12 protein-coding genes are annotated in these 16291 nt (G+C 46.3%); 8 read left to right on the forward strand and 4 right to left on the reverse strand.

Annotated elements, in window-relative coordinates:
* Positions 1–60: 60 nt before the first annotated feature.
* Positions 61–411: a DUF1622 domain-containing protein gene (locus L0M98_RS06790; RefSeq protein ID WP_186977974.1), complete on the reverse strand. Its 351-nt coding sequence runs from the start codon at positions 409–411 to the stop codon at positions 61–63.
* Positions 412–539: 128 nt separating this feature from the next.
* Here L0M98_RS06790 and L0M98_RS06795 point away from each other — a divergent pair, with 128 nt between their 5' ends.
* Both L0M98_RS06795 and pepT read left to right on the forward strand, forming a co-directional pair.
* A complete protein-coding gene (locus L0M98_RS06795) occupies positions 540–2504 on the forward strand; it encodes an OPT family oligopeptide transporter (protein ID WP_186977972.1) in 1965 nt (654 codons plus the stop codon).
* 123 nt (positions 2505–2627) lie between these two features.
* Positions 2628–3845 carry a peptidase T gene (gene pepT / locus L0M98_RS06800; RefSeq protein ID WP_099290069.1) on the forward strand — a complete coding sequence of 406 codons (1218 nt, stop codon included), beginning with the start codon at positions 2628–2630 and terminating at the stop codon, positions 3843–3845.
* Between the two features lie 122 nt (positions 3846–3967).
* On the opposite strand, the gene L0M98_RS06805 is transcribed toward pepT, so the two are convergent.
* A complete protein-coding gene (locus L0M98_RS06805) occupies positions 3968–4570 on the reverse strand; it encodes a hypothetical protein (protein WP_227215454.1) in 603 nt (200 codons plus the stop codon).
* Between the two features lie 167 nt (positions 4571–4737).
* On the opposite strand from L0M98_RS06805, the gene L0M98_RS06810 reads away from it, so the two are divergent.
* The 4 genes from L0M98_RS06810 (at position 4738) to L0M98_RS06825 (ending at position 8958) form a co-directional block, all read left to right on the forward strand.
* Entirely contained in the window at positions 4738–5310 is a 573-nt protein-coding gene (locus tag L0M98_RS06810; protein ID WP_227215453.1) for a Crp/Fnr family transcriptional regulator, read from the forward strand.
* A 70-nt stretch (positions 5311–5380) separates the two neighbouring features.
* Complete coding sequence (locus L0M98_RS06815) at positions 5381–6232, forward strand: GNAT family N-acetyltransferase (protein ID WP_227215469.1); 852 nt, start codon at positions 5381–5383, stop codon at positions 6230–6232.
* Between the two features lie 80 nt (positions 6233–6312).
* Positions 6313–7161, forward strand: coding sequence for an AAA family ATPase (locus L0M98_RS06820; RefSeq protein WP_227215452.1), 849 nt, complete (start codon positions 6313–6315; stop codon positions 7159–7161).
* Between the two features lie 9 nt (positions 7162–7170).
* Positions 7171–8958: a cobaltochelatase CobT-related protein gene (locus tag L0M98_RS06825; protein WP_227215451.1), complete on the forward strand. Its 1788-nt coding sequence runs from the start codon at positions 7171–7173 to the stop codon at positions 8956–8958.
* Positions 8959–9076: 118 nt separating this feature from the next.
* Here L0M98_RS06825 and L0M98_RS06830 read toward each other — a convergent pair whose 3' ends face one another.
* Entirely contained in the window at positions 9077–10276 is a 1200-nt protein-coding gene (locus L0M98_RS06830; protein ID WP_227215450.1) for an aminopeptidase C, read from the reverse strand.
* A 66-nt stretch (positions 10277–10342) separates the two neighbouring features.
* Complete coding sequence (gene crcB, locus L0M98_RS06835; RefSeq protein WP_227215449.1) at positions 10343–10759, reverse strand: fluoride efflux transporter CrcB; 417 nt, start codon at positions 10757–10759, stop codon at positions 10343–10345.
* 93 nt (positions 10760–10852) lie between these two features.
* Here crcB and L0M98_RS06840 point away from each other — a divergent pair, with 93 nt between their 5' ends.
* Both L0M98_RS06840 and L0M98_RS06845 read left to right on the forward strand, forming a co-directional pair.
* Entirely contained in the window at positions 10853–12958 is a 2106-nt protein-coding gene (locus L0M98_RS06840) for a M3 family metallopeptidase (RefSeq protein ID WP_227215448.1), read from the forward strand.
* A gap of 217 nt (positions 12959–13175) precedes the next feature.
* Positions 13176–16286: a SusC/RagA family TonB-linked outer membrane protein gene (locus tag L0M98_RS06845; RefSeq protein WP_227215447.1), complete on the forward strand. Its 3111-nt coding sequence runs from the start codon at positions 13176–13178 to the stop codon at positions 16284–16286.
* Positions 16287–16291 lie beyond the last annotated feature (5 nt).

Raw genomic sequence — 16291 nt, forward strand, 5'->3', positions numbered from 1 at the left:
GTGTGCCATGTGGCTCACGAATAGGAACAGGAAGCAGCGGAAAAAGAAAAAAAGAATGTATTAGTCTGTTTCTTTCTGTGCTTGCAATTCCCGGATTTCTTTGTTGAGGAAGATGGAGAGAACGGTGCGCAGGACGACAATCCCGCCCAAAATGGCTAACTCGTTCAGACCGGGTTCCAACACGGTTTTGAGGATGTCGGAAGCGATCAGAAATTCAAGTCCCAGAAGAAGATAGGTTCCCAAATCAGCCCGGAGTTCACGTGTTGCGGTAAATGAATATTGCCCCGTGATTCTTCGGGCTTCATTGCGTAAAAAGGCACAGAAAGCGATGATTGCCCCGTAGACAACGATGATCAGGCTGATGACACTGATTGCTGTGGATAGTATTTCCAGATAGTGCATGATTTTCATGATGTTGAGTTTATATCTATGGTTAAAAATACGGAATCGTTTGAGAAAGGTTGTTGCAATTCCCGTTTTTTAGTTAAAATCGTTATCTTTGGGGGCAGTATAAAAATAAATCATTTACTCATATAAAAATGGAAGAAAACAAACAAATGAATTCACTCCCGGATAATGCTTACCGGGAACTCGCCCCGGGCGAGGAGTACAAGCCAATGATGCCGGCTAACACGAATCCCAAGGAGGTGACGCCTTACTCGGTGACGTTCGGTATTATCATGGCAATTATTTTTTCCGCGGCAGCCGCTTATTTGGGACTGAAAGTGGGACAGGTGTTCGAGGCGGCTATTCCGATCGCTATTATTGCCGTTGGTGTGGGCAATATGATGGGTAAGAAGAATATGCTGGGACAAAACGTGATCATCCAGTCTATCGGGGCAAGTTCCGGTGTGGTGGTGGCGGGTGCTATCTTCACGTTGCCGGCCTTGTATATTCTCGGGTTGGAAGCGCAGTTTTATCAAGTGTTTCTTTCCTCTTTGTTCGGAGGTTTCTTGGGAATCTTGTTGTTGATCCCTTTCCGGAAGTATTTCGTGAAAGACATGCACGGGAAATATCCTTTCCCTGAAGCTACGGCAACGACCGAGGTACTGGTATCCGGGGAGAAAAAGGGTAATCAGGCGAAATTGTTGGCGGTGAGCGGGCTCATTGGCGGTTTGTATGATTTTTGCGTGAGCACCTTCGGCTGGTGGGCGGAAGGAATCTCTACCCGTTTGATGGGTTGGGGCGAAGTGCTTGCCGATAAAGTGAAAGTGGTATTCAAAATTAACACGGGTGCGGCGGTACTCGGTTTAGGATATATTATCGGTTTGAAGTACGCGGCTATTATCTGTGCCGGTTCTTTCACCGTGTGGTTCGTGTTGATTCCTTTTATCAGCCATTTTGCCGATGGGCAGACTTTGGCAGTAGGAGAGGGAGTTTCGATGCTTTTGAGGGACATGAGTCCGGAGCAAATCTTCACGAATTATGCCCGTCATATCGGTATCGGTGGTATCGCTATGGCAGGGGTAATTGGTATTATCCGTTCTTCCGGTATTATCAAACAGGCGTTAGGTCTGGCGGTTAGTGAACTTGGCGGTAAGAAGAATATAGAGGGCAGCGTGGAGCGCACGCAACGGGATTTGAGTATGAGATTGATTCTTTCCGGGGTTATCTCCGTGTTGATTGCGACCTTTGTGTTTTTCCAATTCGGAGTGTTAGGTAATCTGATGCACACGATTATCGCCACGTTGATCGTATTTATTATATCTTTCCTGTTCACGACGGTGGCGGCTAACGCTATTGCTATTGTGGGTTCCAATCCGGTGTCGGGAATGACGTTGATGACATTGATACTGAGTTCTCTGGTGTTGGTAAGTGCCGGGTTGAGCGGAACGAGTGGTATGATGGCTGCCATGATTATCGGTGGTGTGGTTTGTACGGCTTTGTCTATGGCAGGTGGTTTTATCACGGACTTGAAGATCGGTTATTGGCTGGGAACGACTCCCGCCAAGCAGGAAGGTTGGAAATTCTTGGGAACGGCTGTTTCTGCCGCAACCATTGCCGGGGTGATGATGGTATTGAATAAAACTTACGGTTTCGTGGGCGAGGGTGCCTTGGTTGCCCCGCAGGCAAACGCGATGGCGGCAGTGATCAAACCATTGATGGAAGGTGGCGCAACCCCGTGGTTATTGTATTTCGCGGGTGCTGCTCTGGCATTGATTCTGACGATGATCGGGGTGCCTGCCTTGGCTTTTGCCTTGGGTATGTTTATCCCGTTGGATTTGAATACCCCGTTGTTGATCGGTGGTATCGTTAGTTGGTACGTGGGAAGTCGCAGTAAGGACGAGAACGTGAATAAGGCTCGTCGTGAACGCGGTACATTGATAGCTTCCGGGTTTATTGCCGGAGGTGCGTTAATGGGTGTGATCAGTGCTATATTGAAATTTGCCGGACTGGATTGGTTCATGTCATGGAGCGGTGCCGAGATGTTGGCGGTCGTGATGTATATTCTGATCATCCTTTACTTCATCTATGATTCGATGAAAGCCAAGCTAACAGATTAATTGATTTTAAATTTTAGATTGTAAATTTTAAATTGAATAATACAATTTGAGATTTACAATCTAAAATGTTGATAAGGTAGTTTCAATTTAAAATCTAAAATTTAAAATCTAAAATATAATACGATGGATTTGAAAGATCGTTTTTTGAAATACGTGAGTTTCGATACGCAGAGCGACGAGGCTAGCGAGACTTTTCCGTCTACCGAGAAACAGAAGGTGTTGTTGAAATATTTGGTAGAGGAGATGAAGGGACTCGGGTTGACCGAGGTAGAGATGGACGAACACGGTTACGCGATGGGAACTATTCCCGCGACCCCGGGATACGAGGATCGTCCGGTGATAGGTTTTATTTCTCACGTGGACACGAGTCCGGATATGAGCGGGGCGAATATCAAGCCGCAGATTGTCGAGAATTATGATGGGGAAGATATTCGTCTGAACGAGAACTTGATGATGACCGTGAAGGATTTTCCGGAATTGTCAGCGTTTAAAGGACACACGTTGATTACCACGGACGGTACGACATTGTTGGGTGCGGATGATAAGGCCGGTATTGCTGAAATCATGACGGCTGCCGAGTATCTGATGGCTCACCCGGAGATCAAGCATGGCAAGATTCGTATCGGTTTCACTCCTGATGAGGAAGTGGGACGCGGTGTGGATTATTTTAACGTGGAGAAATTCGGTGCCAAGTTCGCTTACACGATAGACGGCGGTTTCGAGGGAGAGTTGGAATACGAGAATTTCAACGCTGCCAGTGCTAAAGTAAGTATTCAAGGACGTAACGTGCATCCGGGATACGCTAAAGATAAGATGATTAACGCGCTGCAAGTGGCTGCCGAGGTTAATAGCCTGTTGCCCGCTTGGGAACGCCCTGAACACACGGACGGGTACGAGGGATTCTATCACCTTGTCGGACTGAACGGTACGGTGGAAAATGCAGAGATCAATTATATTATCCGTGATCATAACCGGGAGAAGTTTGAAGCTAAAAAGCAATTTATCACGAAAGCGGTGGAATTGTTGACGGCTAAATACGGCGAGGGTGTGTTGACGTTGGTATTGAAAGACCAATATTACAATATGCGCGAGATGGTAGAACCGCATCCCGAAGTGATTGAGAAAGCTTTCGAGGCGATGACTCAAGCCGGGGTAACCCCGATCGTTCGCCCTATCCGCGGTGGTACCGATGGAGCTCGTCTTTCATACATGGGATTGCCTTGTCCGAACTTGTTCACGGGAGGTATGAATTTCCACGGGAAGTTTGAATACTGTTCTTTGGACACGATGAACAAAGCGATGCAGACAATTTTGATCTTGATTCAGCTTTGGGCGAAATAGAATAAAGCCGATACCGTAAGGTAAAGAATTGCCCCGTAAGTATCTCTACTTTACGGGGCAATTTAGTAATCGACCTACTGGGATATAGTAAGAGGGGGAGGTCTTGGCGTTTAGTAGAGGTGTTACATGTTAGGGATAGCCGTAGATATATAATCCGATGGAACGGTAAAACTTACTGAAGGAGCACTCTCTGAGAATGAGATGGCTTCAAATGAGTCGTCTTTGTCCTTAGAAAGCATGACAATACGCTTGTATCCACCGTATTCATAGGAATTGTTATTTTCCGTCCATTTCCATACGGTACATTTTTTTCCGGCAATTGTTTTTTCGCTTTTGGTTGCACCCGCTGCCGCCGCAGTATAACCTATGTCATCACCTAAAAAGATGAAAGGATTAGCGCTGGTACTGGCCTCGTCAGTTAACGTTATATACGTTTTGGTTTCAGGGGCAAGTATATAGCACTTTTTTGCTGCCCGGTCGAGGAGCATCACCGCGGTTATGTTACCGTTTTCATCCTTGTCTTCGATACGTTGTTTTTTTCCTTTCTCGGTAAAGTATAGAATCGTGTTGTCGTTGTAAGTCACTGTTCCATGGTCTACCCCGAAATCCATGGAAAGAAGAGCTTCAATTTCTTCCTCCTTCGGGTCATCATCATCACTACAGCTAACAAGGCTGAACGTGATGAAGAATAAACAAAGCAAGCTGTAAAAAATAGTTTTTTTCATAATCATTCGTTTTTAATTTTTAATCTAATACAAAGAGATGAATAAGTGAAGAAAGAAAAAAGTATTTGACGGTTCGATTTGTCCGACAAACGTGTATTCGGACAAAAAAGATGTCCGAATTTTTAATATCGGATTTTTATTCACTATATTTGAGATAAAATCAATGAATGAATGCAGTAGAGCAGATATTAAAGGGAGAACTGGATTTGTCGGACGAGATGTACGACAGGTTTATCGAGTTGACGGAAGAGGAATATCTGAAGAAAAAAGAATTCTTTGTTCAGCAAGGGAAAGTCTGCTATCACCTCGGTATTGTCGAGAGTGGTGTATTGCGTTCTTACATAGAAAAAGATTCCGGGGAATTTATAAAAGACTTTTATTTTCCCGGTTCAATTGTTGTTTCATACGGGAGTTTTCTTATCGGGGAACAGTGTATTGGCAGTATACAGGCGTTGGAAGATACCCGTCTTGTCACGCTTTCCCGGTCTGCCTATGCTCAACTGTTGAAAGAATCGAACGAGTGGTTTAAATTCGGGAAGTATATTTCCGATTGTCTGTTAATCCGCAAATGCCGGAAAGAGACTTCGTTTTTGATGGATAGTGCTTACGAGAGGTATAAACTGTTGTTGAAGACTTATCCCCGTGTCGAGCAACACGTGTCACAGCATCATATCGCTGCCTATCTAGGGATTAAGCCCGAATCGTTGAGCCGACTTAAATCTCTTAACATAGATCAATGAATTTCTTCTCCGGTTGAGGTATTTTTGTAAAACCGAAATGGAGAATATAAAATATATAAAGATGATAGATATGGAAATCAAATCTTTGAGTAATATCAATTTTGACGAGTTATTCGGGGCATTCGAACAGGCTTTTGCCGATTATGAAATCCAATTGAATAAGGCAGAACTCATGACCATGTTGAAAAGGCGCGGTTTTAATCCGGAACTTTCTTTTGCAGCATTTGACGGGGATAAAATCGTTTCTTTTACTTGTAATGGGATCGGGGATTTTAACGGAACGCCGACGGCTTATGACACGGGTACCGGAACACTGAAAGATTACCGGGGAAGAGGGTTGGCGACACGAATATTTGAATATTCCATTCCTTATCTGAGAGAAGCGGGTATAAAAGAATATTTGCTGGAAGTATTGCAGCATAACACGGGGGCTGTTTCCGTGTACAGGAAATTAGGTTTCGAGGTGACACGCGAGTTTTATTACTTCAGACCGGAGAACGAGCGGATTAATAGAGACGTGAAGGCTATTGACCTTTCGTATTCGTTACGGGCTATAGATATGAACGAGTATGAATCGATACCCGGTTTTTGGGACTTCAAGCCTTCGTGGCAAAATAGTTCCGACGCTATAAATCGGGTGCCGGAAGATTTTATATGTCAAGGTGTTTTCACGGGGGACAGGCTTGTCGGGTACGGGGTTTTTGAACCGATGTCCGGGGATGTTACCCAGATAGCGGTAGATAAGCAATATCGACGTAAAGGTATCGGCTCGTTGCTATTCCAAAAGATGTTGGAGTCTAATAAATATAGCTCTGTCAAGATCGTGAATACTGACGTAGCCTGCGATTCGATGACCGCTTTTTTGAAGTCAAGGAATATTGAACCGACAGGAAAACAGTTCGAGATGATAAAGAAATTGTAAAGAATTAAAAGACTTCTGTTTCTCTTGTTTTGCCGGAAAAGTGTTAACTTTAGCGGTGAATTTAGCAAGATAAATAAAGCATGACAAATAGTACGTATGTAGCCGGACAGGCTACTCTTTTCCCTTTCACGCCCCCGAAGCATTCGGATGATTTGTGTATTCCCGTGCAGACGTGGGAGTTTTTGTGCCACACGTTATACTTGAAACGTTATCCTTTTCTGTTGGGTCCCAAGGGCTGCGGTAAGTCCTCTATTGCCAAGGAACTGGCAACAGCCATGGGCATGGAGTATTTTGCTTTCGACATGGGGCAGGCCTTCAAGCCGAAAAAGATGTTCGTGGGCGGGTTGATTATCGGGGATGACGGGAAGACAAAAGCGGTGCGCTCGGAGTTCTTCAAGGCTTTCGTGTCAACGAAACCCACGTTGATTTTCCTTGACGAGTTGACGCGTACGCCCATGGTGGCGGCGAATTTCCTGATGACGATTCTCGACAGGCAGCAATCGTATATTTATGATGAGGATTCAGGAAAACGATACAACAAAGGAGATAACGTGCTATTCGTGGCGGCGGGAAACGTGGGGTTTGCTTACGTGTCCACGCAACGGTTGGATACGGCTTTTGAAGATCGTTTTATCAAAGTCCGGTTGAATTATCTAACTTCCGCGGAGGAGGCTGATTTGATCCGTGTGCGTTTCCCGAAGGTATCCCGTGACGCGGCGGTACAATTGGCTAGGGTAGCCGAGGTGTTGCGTCTGGCAGAGCAGAAGGAAACTCTATCCGTGTCGCTTTCCACCCGGCAGGTGTTGGACGCGGCGGCATATATGCCTTTGGGCTATCGGTTGAGCGAGGTGATCGAACGGGTGATTCTCACGAATTACGTGATTACGGGAGAGGAAACGATAGCCCGTTCGTTGATACAGACCCTTTAATCGGACGATATGGATTTCCGGCGGATAGAAGAGATATATGACGAGCAATTTATTGATCGGGATTGGTGGGGTGATTTCCCGGCAGCCCGTAATTTGTTGGATCGGGATCTGGGGACGACGGATATATTGAAATTGATCCCGGTATGTGCCAAGATTGCTTATCATATTACGGGGGAGATTCCTAAAATGGTACTCTCGAACAGGGTACCCGCTTTGTCGATGAACCCGAAGCACATTGCCTTGAATCTGAAATTACTCCGTTTCGAGATTTCGGATGAAACACGGGTATTTGTTTTTTTCGGGTATTTCGTGCACGAGTTGGCACATTGGATTTACACGGGAAAGGATATTGCCGGGTTGAGCGAGGAAGAGTTGCTTTATACCCCGATGCATTATGATATGATTCATTTTATAGAGAATCGGCGGGTGGAGTCCAAGCTGGTAAAGGATTTCCCGGGATATCACTATTATTTGTATGCTGCCCGGAAGTTGGGACTTGCCATGGGATTGAATGTCGTGGAATCCCGCATGGGGTACTACGGGGGACAGAGCGAAGACGGTTTGCACCGGGGAGGCGACGGGTCGGAAGCTCTGTATGACTACATCTGTACCAAGATATTATATCCGAATTTGCTGGACGAGAGTAATTATATGCGAGAGGTGTTGTCCTTTCCGGGTAATGACGTGAAGGTGAGGCAGGTGAATGCGATATTGAAAGGGATCAAGAATTACGCCGATCTGACTTACAAGGAAGTGGTATGGTATGCCGGGGCGTTGGCTGATTTGTTTCATGTAAAAGATGTTTGTCCGGATAATTTCTTCTTGCAGGAGATGAAAAAAGCGATGAAGGGGATTGAGGATTTCAAGACGGACAAACAGATTAAAATGGCGGAAACGGTGATTCGGGATCTCCGTAAAACGCTGAACAAGGATACTGTGTTTTCCCCGCAGTTGTTTGTGAGTTCGGAGCGCCAGAAGTTGGAGTGGAAGGGATCGCTGGGGGCGTGTGATCGTTTGGTAGAGATTGATGCGGAAGTGGCGGAAATCTCCGATGATTTGCTGAACCGGGCGAAAGAGTTGGCAGCCAAGATACAGGTGAGTCTTGCCATGTTTTCGGGAAAGATGGATCGGACGAGGGTGATATACGAGCAGGATTCGGGGGAATTGGATGAGGATGAATTGTATCAATCCCGTTACAACCGGAATATTTTCTTTGAGGAGGTGCTGGCTCCCTCTGCCATATTGGAGGTGGTGATATTGCTGGATCTTTCCGGTTCCATGTGCACGGGTGACAAGATTCCTTTGCAGATTGTGATATCTTCCGCGTTGGCACTGGCTTTCAACAAGTATCCCAATGTCGTGTATTATTCCATATACGGGCATCGTTGTGGTGATGACGGGATAGAAATCACCCGTTTCCATGCTCGGGGGGAGAGGTTGCAATTGGGGAAGCTATTTTCACAACAGGCTCTGAACGCGAATGCTGACGGGTATGCCATGTTGTATTGTTTCGATAAATTCAAATCGGATGCGAAGAATAAATTGTTCTTTATGATCTCTGACGGTGCACCTTCTGCCACGGGATATGATGGTGAAGATGCACGTGAACACGTGTGGGTGGTGGTGCAGGAGGCGAAGAAACGGGGGATTGAAGTATTATCTATCGGGATTGATAATTTCGACCAGTCGGATATGTATGAAGAGTTTATTCCTTACGAGGGACCGGAGATTACTACCCGTATTTCGCGATGGATTCGCGAGAAGTTTATGTCGATGGCGGAGGATAATTCGTTTTAAATAGTCCATAAAGTCTGTAAAGTCCGTAAGGTCATGATATCCTTCGCGCAAGTTCATGAACTTTTGACCTTATGGACTTTACAGACCTTACAGACTGGAGGTGTGTCAAAACACACCTTTACAATCCTAATTTCTTGCGGAGCGCTTTCGGGATAGCATCCTTGTGAACCATGATTGCCACGGTTTGCAAGCGGCAGAAAGGTTCGGACATATAGAGATAGCCGCCGAATTCGCTTCTTTCATCACCCCATGAATTTTTTGTTTTATAGTATAGGGTTCCGTTTTGGTCTTTAAGCAATCCGGTGATGTGCATCAAGTGGTCGTCCGTGGTCTGGCGATTGTTGAACGTGAATTGCCGTTTGGCATCGTCCACTTTCATTTCCGGCACGGGAGATTCGAATGATTGCAACTTACTTTTTCTTTCTTTTTCGCTGAGGGTAGTCCATTTGTCAATCTCGGCGTTAATCATTTCTTCCGGGTTATCCGTCGGGAGAATTGCCAATCCGCTAGGATGGCTAAAGCCATTGTGGCTCACGTCACCGTCCCAACAAACGGAGTAACCGTTTTTAAGCGCGTTGTTCATGACTTCCATTAACTCGTCAATCGGCAAGTTGTAATATTGACCGTGCAACCAGTTGTCGGGGATAGGAAGCACGATAGATTTATAGAACGGGAAAGCCTCAAAAGAGGTGAGTTCCACGTAATCGTCCAAGTTTAAGTCCAATGATTTCGCGAAACTTTGCGGGGTATATTCTTTTCCCTCGTAAGTGAAAGTTTCGGGAGTATCCCCGAGGTATGCTTCGATATAGCGCATGAAACCCTTGGTCCACACGGGAGTAATTTGTCTGTTCGGGTTTTTATTTACCCCGTCGAGGATGCCTTGCAGGGCAGCAACCATTTCCGCGTGGATGTGGAAATCCCGTCCGTATTGCAATCCGGGGTACACGTCTTCCGGAACGATACCGTATTTCCCGATAGCGTACAGCACGTCATGTGCTTGTCCGCCTTCACTGAAATTGGTTTTCCCGTGGAATTGGATGTAGCGTAGTCCTTTCTCGAAGTAAACGTTTTTGGCAACGTATAGTTCTGCCAGATCATAGACCGGCTTGCCTTTCCGGAGCAATTCGGATTCGAGGAAAGAGAGTGCGGCGTAATCCCAACAGGTGCCGACGCTTTGTTGATTTTTTACCGGGGTTGCTTTTAAGTCCGCCACGGTTGTAAACTTGTACCCGGAACGGGGACCACCCTTTTGGGCAAATAAGGTCGTGCTGATTACGGAAAACAAAACGACCATGCATAATGAAAGATGTTTAATCATGTCTGAGTTATTTTTAGCATTTCTGGTTTGGTCACAAAGCTAACGAAATTTATTTATTGACTAAACTTATTTGGATAAACTTTGCACCAGATAATATCCGCCCCACGTGGCGGCAAGCCCGAGTATCACGCTTAACCCGATATTAAGGGAAAGCAAAAAATAGGCTTTCGCGCTTAATAATTGCAGGTTATCCAGCGAAAAGGTCGAAAAGGTAGTGAAACTCCCGCAGAACCCCACCGCTAGTAACAGTCTATGATTGTTCGAGAGGACGTTGGCGTGGGCTAATAGTCCGGCGATGATGCCCATGAGAAAACAACCCGCGATGTTCACGATAAAAACTCCTACCGGGAACGCCGTATCGAAATTCTTTTGAATAAAACCACTTAGCCAGTAACGGGAAACCCCGCCGAACATGGAACCGAGCGCGACAAACAATAGATTACTCATGTTATATTTATATAGATTGGTAAAAAATCTTTTCATGACAAAATTAATGCTTTGTAGTAGATAATCTATATCTTTACCTTGTTTTTTGGATTGGTGCAGAAGAACGATTTAAATATCAAATTATTATTTATGAAAAAAAGAGTTATATTACTTTTGAGTGTTACCGCTTTGGTCGCATCTTGCAAAGAAGGAGCGAAGCAGACGGAGAATCCGTTGATGCAGAAATTTGAAACCCCGTTTCAAGCGCCGCCTTTCGATAAAATCAAACTGGCAGATTACAAACCTGCTTTCGAAGAAGGAATGAAACAGCATAAGGCTGAAATTGAGGCAATCGTGAACAACCCGGAAGCCCCGACTTTCGAGAACACGATCGTGGCTTTCGATCAATCCGGAAAGTTGTTGAACCGGACGTCGGCTATTTTCTTTAATCTTTGCGAAGCTGTCACGAGCGATGACATGTTGGCGTTGGCGATGGAAATCAGTCCTGCCGTGACCGCTCACGGGGATGAGATAAACATGAACCCGAAGCTGTTTGCCCGCATCAAGACGTTGTATGACAAAAAAGAATCGCTGGGCTTGGACCCTTTGGCATTACGCACGCTGGAAAAATACTACGATGATTTCGTGCGCGGGGGTGCTAATCTGAATGATGAGGACAAGGCTAAGATGATGAAAATTAACGGAGAACTGGCTAAGCTGAGTTTGCAGTACGGCAACAACCTGTTGAAAGAAACGAATGCTTTCACGCTGGTGATTGATAATGCCAAGGATCTGGAAGGGCTTCCCGATAACGCGATTGCTTCAGCCGCTGCCGAGGCAAAGAATCGGGGAATGGAAGGGAAATGGGTATTCACGGTACAGAAACCGAGCATGTTGCCTTTCCTGACGTACGCCAAAAACCGGGATTTGAGGGAAAAATTATATAAAGGTTACTATATGCGGGCAAATAACGATAACGCTAATGATAATAAAGCGGTACTTGCCCAAATGGTGAACCTCAGAACGGAAAAAGCTAAATTGTTGGGTTTTGATACTTATGCCGCTTACGTGATTGACGTGAATATGGCAAAGACACCGGAAGCGGTACATGCTTTCTTGGAGAGGGTATGGACTCCCGCGTTGAAAGTTGCCAAACAGGAATTGGCTGAAATGCAGAAGATCGCGAACAAGGAAGGCATGCGGGAAAAGTTGGAGAGCTGGGACTGGTGGTATTATGCCGAGAAGCTGCGGAAACAGAAATATGACTTGGACGAGTCTGAAATGATGCCTTACTTGAAACTGGAGAATGTACGCGACGGAATGTTCGAGGTGGCAAACAAACTCTACGGCATCACTTTGGAGAAACGGACGGATATACCTTTATATCACCCGGAAGTGGAAACTTACGAGGTAAAGGACGTTGACGGTAGTTCGTTGGGTATCCTTTATCTGGATTATTTCACCCGTGCCAGCAAATCGGCGGGTGCGTGGATGACGGAATTTCGCCATTACACGAAAGAGAACGGCAAGGAAGAGATGCCGTTGGTATCCGTGGTCTACAATTTCTCGCCTGCCGTTGGCGATGCTCCCGTGTTGCTGACTTGGGACGACACGGAAACCATGTTCCACGAGTTCGGTCACGCCCTGCACGGGTTCTTTACCCGCGGCGATTATCAACGTATAGCCGGGACAATACCTCACGATATGGTGGAATTGCCTTCACAGGTTATGGAAAACTGGGCAAGCGAACCGGAAGTATTGAAAATGTATGCTAAACACTATCAGACGGGTGAACCGATGCCGGACGCGTTAATCAAGAAAATACAGGAGAGCGGGCATTTCAATCAAGGATTTGCCACGGTGGAATATGTTGCCGCTTCATTGTTGGATATGGACTGGTATTCACAAACCGAACCGCAACAATTTGACGTGAACGCTTTCGAGAAAGCATCCATGGATAAATACGGGCTGATCAAGGAGATTTTACCCCGCTATCGTTCCACTTATTTCTCCCATATTTTTGACGGGGGATATTCTGCCGGTTATTACGTGTATCTTTGGGCTGAAGTATTGGATGCCGATGCGTTCCAAGCTTTCAAGGCTTCCGGGGATATTTACAATAAAGAATTGGCTGCTAAATTCAGAAAGTATATTTTGTCTGAAGGCGGGTATGACGATCCCATGGGGCAGTACGTCAAGTTCCGGGGACAACAACCGTCCGAGGAGCCGCTTTTGATGAAGAGAGGTTTAAAATAGTAATAATAAGGAGTTGTGTCAAGAGTTAATGTTTATTTTTTGAACTCCTCCGTCGGCTTCGCCGCCACCTCCTCTATAAACAGAGGAGGTGCTGGTGACTCTTCCCGAAGACGGTGAGTAATTCAGCTCTCCCTCTGTTTATAGAGGGAGTACCCCGAAGGGGGGAGGGAGTTAAAAAAAACTTTTGACACAACCCCATACTTCTTGAATGGCGTTTATGGCATATACGCGTCTGTGTATAATCGTGATTTGTGTGTTAGCGTGTGGAAAAGTAACTTTTTCCGCGGAGAAGTATCGTGTTCATTCGTTTCGCGTAACCGATACAATCATTGCCGGGGATGAGCGAATTGTGGTGCATGGTAAAGTTCTCGATACAACGCGTCTTCCTATGGTAGGAGTCCACGTACTGGAAAAAGGAACGACGAACGGGGTCGTTACAGATTGGGAAGGAAATTTCTCCATGAAAGTAAGGCGAACCGGAACGTTGATCGTTTCTTTTGTCGGCTACCATACTCAATTTGTGGCTGTCGAGGGCAAAAAAGATATCCGGATCACGCTGGAACAGGAGAGTGTTCTGTTGGACGATGTCATCGTGACGGCATTGGGAATCCGTAAAAAAGAAAATTCCTTGTCTTATGCCGCTTCCCGGGTGAACCGGAATGAATTGATTCGGGTGAAAGATCCGAATATGATCGTGACACTTATGGGAAAGATCGCGGGAATGCAGGTGAACCGGAGTTCTTCCGGTATGGGCGGTTCCGTGAAAGTCGTGATGCGCGGTAATCGTTCGGTGGCGGGTAATAATCAGCCTTTATACGTGATAGACGGAATCCCGATGCTGAACGAGAGCAGCGAACAGCCGAGTACGTCTATCGGGGGTACGGCTGATGCCGGAAACAGGGATGCCGGGGATGGTATTTCCAATCTTAACCCGGAAGACATAGAGAGTATCAGTATATTGAAAGGAGCCCCGGCAGCCGCTTTATACGGAACGCAGGCTGCCAACGGGGTTATCTTGATTACCACGAAACACGGGGAAGCGGGGAAGCAGGAAGTTTCTTTCTCTTCGAGCGTGTTGATTGATAAAGCCATGATGCTCCCGAAACTGCAAAATCATTATGGCGTGAGCGACGAGGTGGAAAGTTGGGGAGAGAGAAAAGATATAAACACGGGGAACCCGATTTCTTCTTTTTTTAAGACGGGAGTGACCGCGATTCATTCCCTTACCTTTTCAACCGGAAATGAACGCACGCAAACTTATTTCTCCTACGCGAACACGGAGGGAAAAGGGATTATGGAAACGCATCGTTTATCAAAACACAACATGAACCTGCGGGAAAGTGCAACTTTTTATGACGGGCTTTTAAAAATAGACGGAAGTGTCAATTTATTGAAGCAAACGGTGAAAAATCGTCCGGTGCCGGGCGGCTTTTACATGAATCCGTTAGTCGGGTTATACCGTTTTCCCCGGGGAATGGATATCACGGAGTATAAAAATCATTTTGAAGTGTGGAATGAAGAGCGCCGGTTGAACGTGCAGAATTGGCACGCCCCGACGGAGGACTTCGAGCAAAATCCCTATTGGGTACTGGAACGTATCAAAGGGCAGGATCAGAGAACACGGGTGATAGCCTCTATTGCCATGCGTCTGATTCTTTCTGCTCATTTTTCGTTGCAGGCCCGCGGAAGCGTGGATTACTTGAACGATAAGTTCCGTCAGAAATACTACGCTTCCACGGCTCCGGCGTTGGCGGGAAGTAATGGACGTTATATCGACGCGAGCCACGAGCAGACTTTGACTTATGGAGATGTGCTCGGGACTTATAAACGAAAGTTCGAGAACTTTTCTTTGGATATATCTTTAGGGGCAAGTATAAATAATAACAAGACAAATGAACTGCGCTACGATTCGAAAACAGCTTCATTGAAATATGCCAATGTATTCAATATCGCGAACATCAATATGACGACGTCCGCTTATATTGCCGAGCAAATCGATGCCACGAGGCAGATGCAATCCTTGTTTGCAACGGCACAGTTGGGTTTCCGGGAATACTTGTTCCTCGATATTTCCGCCCGTAATGATTGGAGTTCCACGTTGGCTTATACTTCCCGTGAATCCACCGGCTTTTTCTATCCTTCCGTGGGATTCTCTTGGTTGATAGACCGGACGTTTTCCCTGCCCGAGTGGATCACGGGCGGAAAGATTCGCGGGGCATGGAGTATGGTCGGGAATGATATCCCCTTGTATATCACGCACCCCGTGTCACACGTGTTGGCGGGAGGCGGTATACAGGCTTCCGATGCCGCCCCTTTCGAGGAAATGAAACCGGAGAAAAACGTGGCGTTTGAAGCGGGAACCGAGTGGCGGCTGTTCAACGACCGCTTGCGAGTGGACCTCACGTGTTACAACACGGTCACGAAGAATCAGTTTTTCAAACTGGCGGCGAAGGATGGCGACACGTACGCTTATCGTTACGTGAATGCCGGGGAAATACGGAACACGGGGGTAGAGATCGAGTTGAAAGGAACCCCTTTTGAGGATACAAAAGTCAAATGGGAAACCGGGATAAATTACGCTTCCAACAAAAATAAAGTACTTCGCTTACACGAAGAACTGCCTGTTTTCCAGTACGGGCCTTATGGCTTTTCGTCAAGTTACGCGATGAAATTGAAAGAGGGAGGTTCCTTCGGGGATATCTACGGCAAGGCTTTCAAGCGGGATGCTAACGGGAAGATTCTATACGAGACGGAAGGCGATTTGAAAGGATTACCACGAGTGGAGGGTGACGGTAACACGGTGAGAGTGGGGAATGCCAATCCAAATTTCACGTTGGGATGGACGAATACCTTCTCGTGGCGGAATTTTATGATGACATTCCTGATAGATGGGCGTGTCGGTGGAAAAGTGTTGTCACAGACACGGGCGGATATGGACTTGTACGGGGTAACGAGAGCCACCGGGGATGCTCGTGACCGGGGGTATGTCATGCTGGAGGGCGAGAGGATCACCAACGTGAAAGGATTTTACAAATCCATTGTCGGGGGACGTGCGGGAGTGACGGAATACTACATGTACGATGCCACGAATTTCCGTTTGCGGGAATTTTCCTTGGGATACTCTTTCCCGAAACAATGGTTGGAATCGGTACGGGTACTACGGGATATACATCTGGCTTTTACCGCCCGGAATCTGTTTTTTATATACAGGAAAGCACCTTTCGATCCGGATTTGATTCTTTCTACCGGGAACGATAATCAAGCGATAGAAGTTTACGGGATGCCTACTACCCGTGGTATGGGATTCAGTCTGCGTGTTACCTTTTAATCGGA

Source organism: Butyricimonas sp. DFI.6.44 (genome assembly GCF_022132345.1).
Classification (GTDB): domain Bacteria; phylum Bacteroidota; class Bacteroidia; order Bacteroidales; family Marinifilaceae; genus Butyricimonas; species Butyricimonas muris.

Coding starts and splice junctions, on each gene's coding strand:
- L0M98_RS06790 (WP_186977974.1), bottom strand. CDS start 411: ATGAAAATCATGCACTATCTGGAAATACTATCCACAGCAATCAGTGTC.
- L0M98_RS06795 (WP_186977972.1), top strand. CDS start 540: ATGGAAGAAAACAAACAAATGAATTCACTCCCGGATAATGCTTACCGG.
- pepT (WP_099290069.1), top strand. CDS start 2,628: ATGGATTTGAAAGATCGTTTTTTGAAATACGTGAGTTTCGATACGCAG.
- L0M98_RS06805 (WP_227215454.1), bottom strand. CDS start 4,570: ATGAAAAAAACTATTTTTTACAGCTTGCTTTGTTTATTCTTCATCACG.
- L0M98_RS06810 (WP_227215453.1), top strand. CDS start 4,738: ATGAATGCAGTAGAGCAGATATTAAAGGGAGAACTGGATTTGTCGGAC.
- L0M98_RS06815 (WP_227215469.1), top strand. CDS start 5,381: ATGGAAATCAAATCTTTGAGTAATATCAATTTTGACGAGTTATTCGGG.
- L0M98_RS06820 (WP_227215452.1), top strand. CDS start 6,313: ATGACAAATAGTACGTATGTAGCCGGACAGGCTACTCTTTTCCCTTTC.
- L0M98_RS06825 (WP_227215451.1), top strand. CDS start 7,171: ATGGATTTCCGGCGGATAGAAGAGATATATGACGAGCAATTTATTGAT.
- L0M98_RS06830 (WP_227215450.1), bottom strand. CDS start 10,276: ATGATTAAACATCTTTCATTATGCATGGTCGTTTTGTTTTCCGTAATC.
- crcB (WP_227215449.1), bottom strand. CDS start 10,759: ATGAAAAGATTTTTTACCAATCTATATAAATATAACATGAGTAATCTA.
- L0M98_RS06840 (WP_227215448.1), top strand. CDS start 10,853: ATGAAAAAAAGAGTTATATTACTTTTGAGTGTTACCGCTTTGGTCGCA.
- L0M98_RS06845 (WP_227215447.1), top strand. CDS start 13,176: ATGGCATATACGCGTCTGTGTATAATCGTGATTTGTGTGTTAGCGTGT.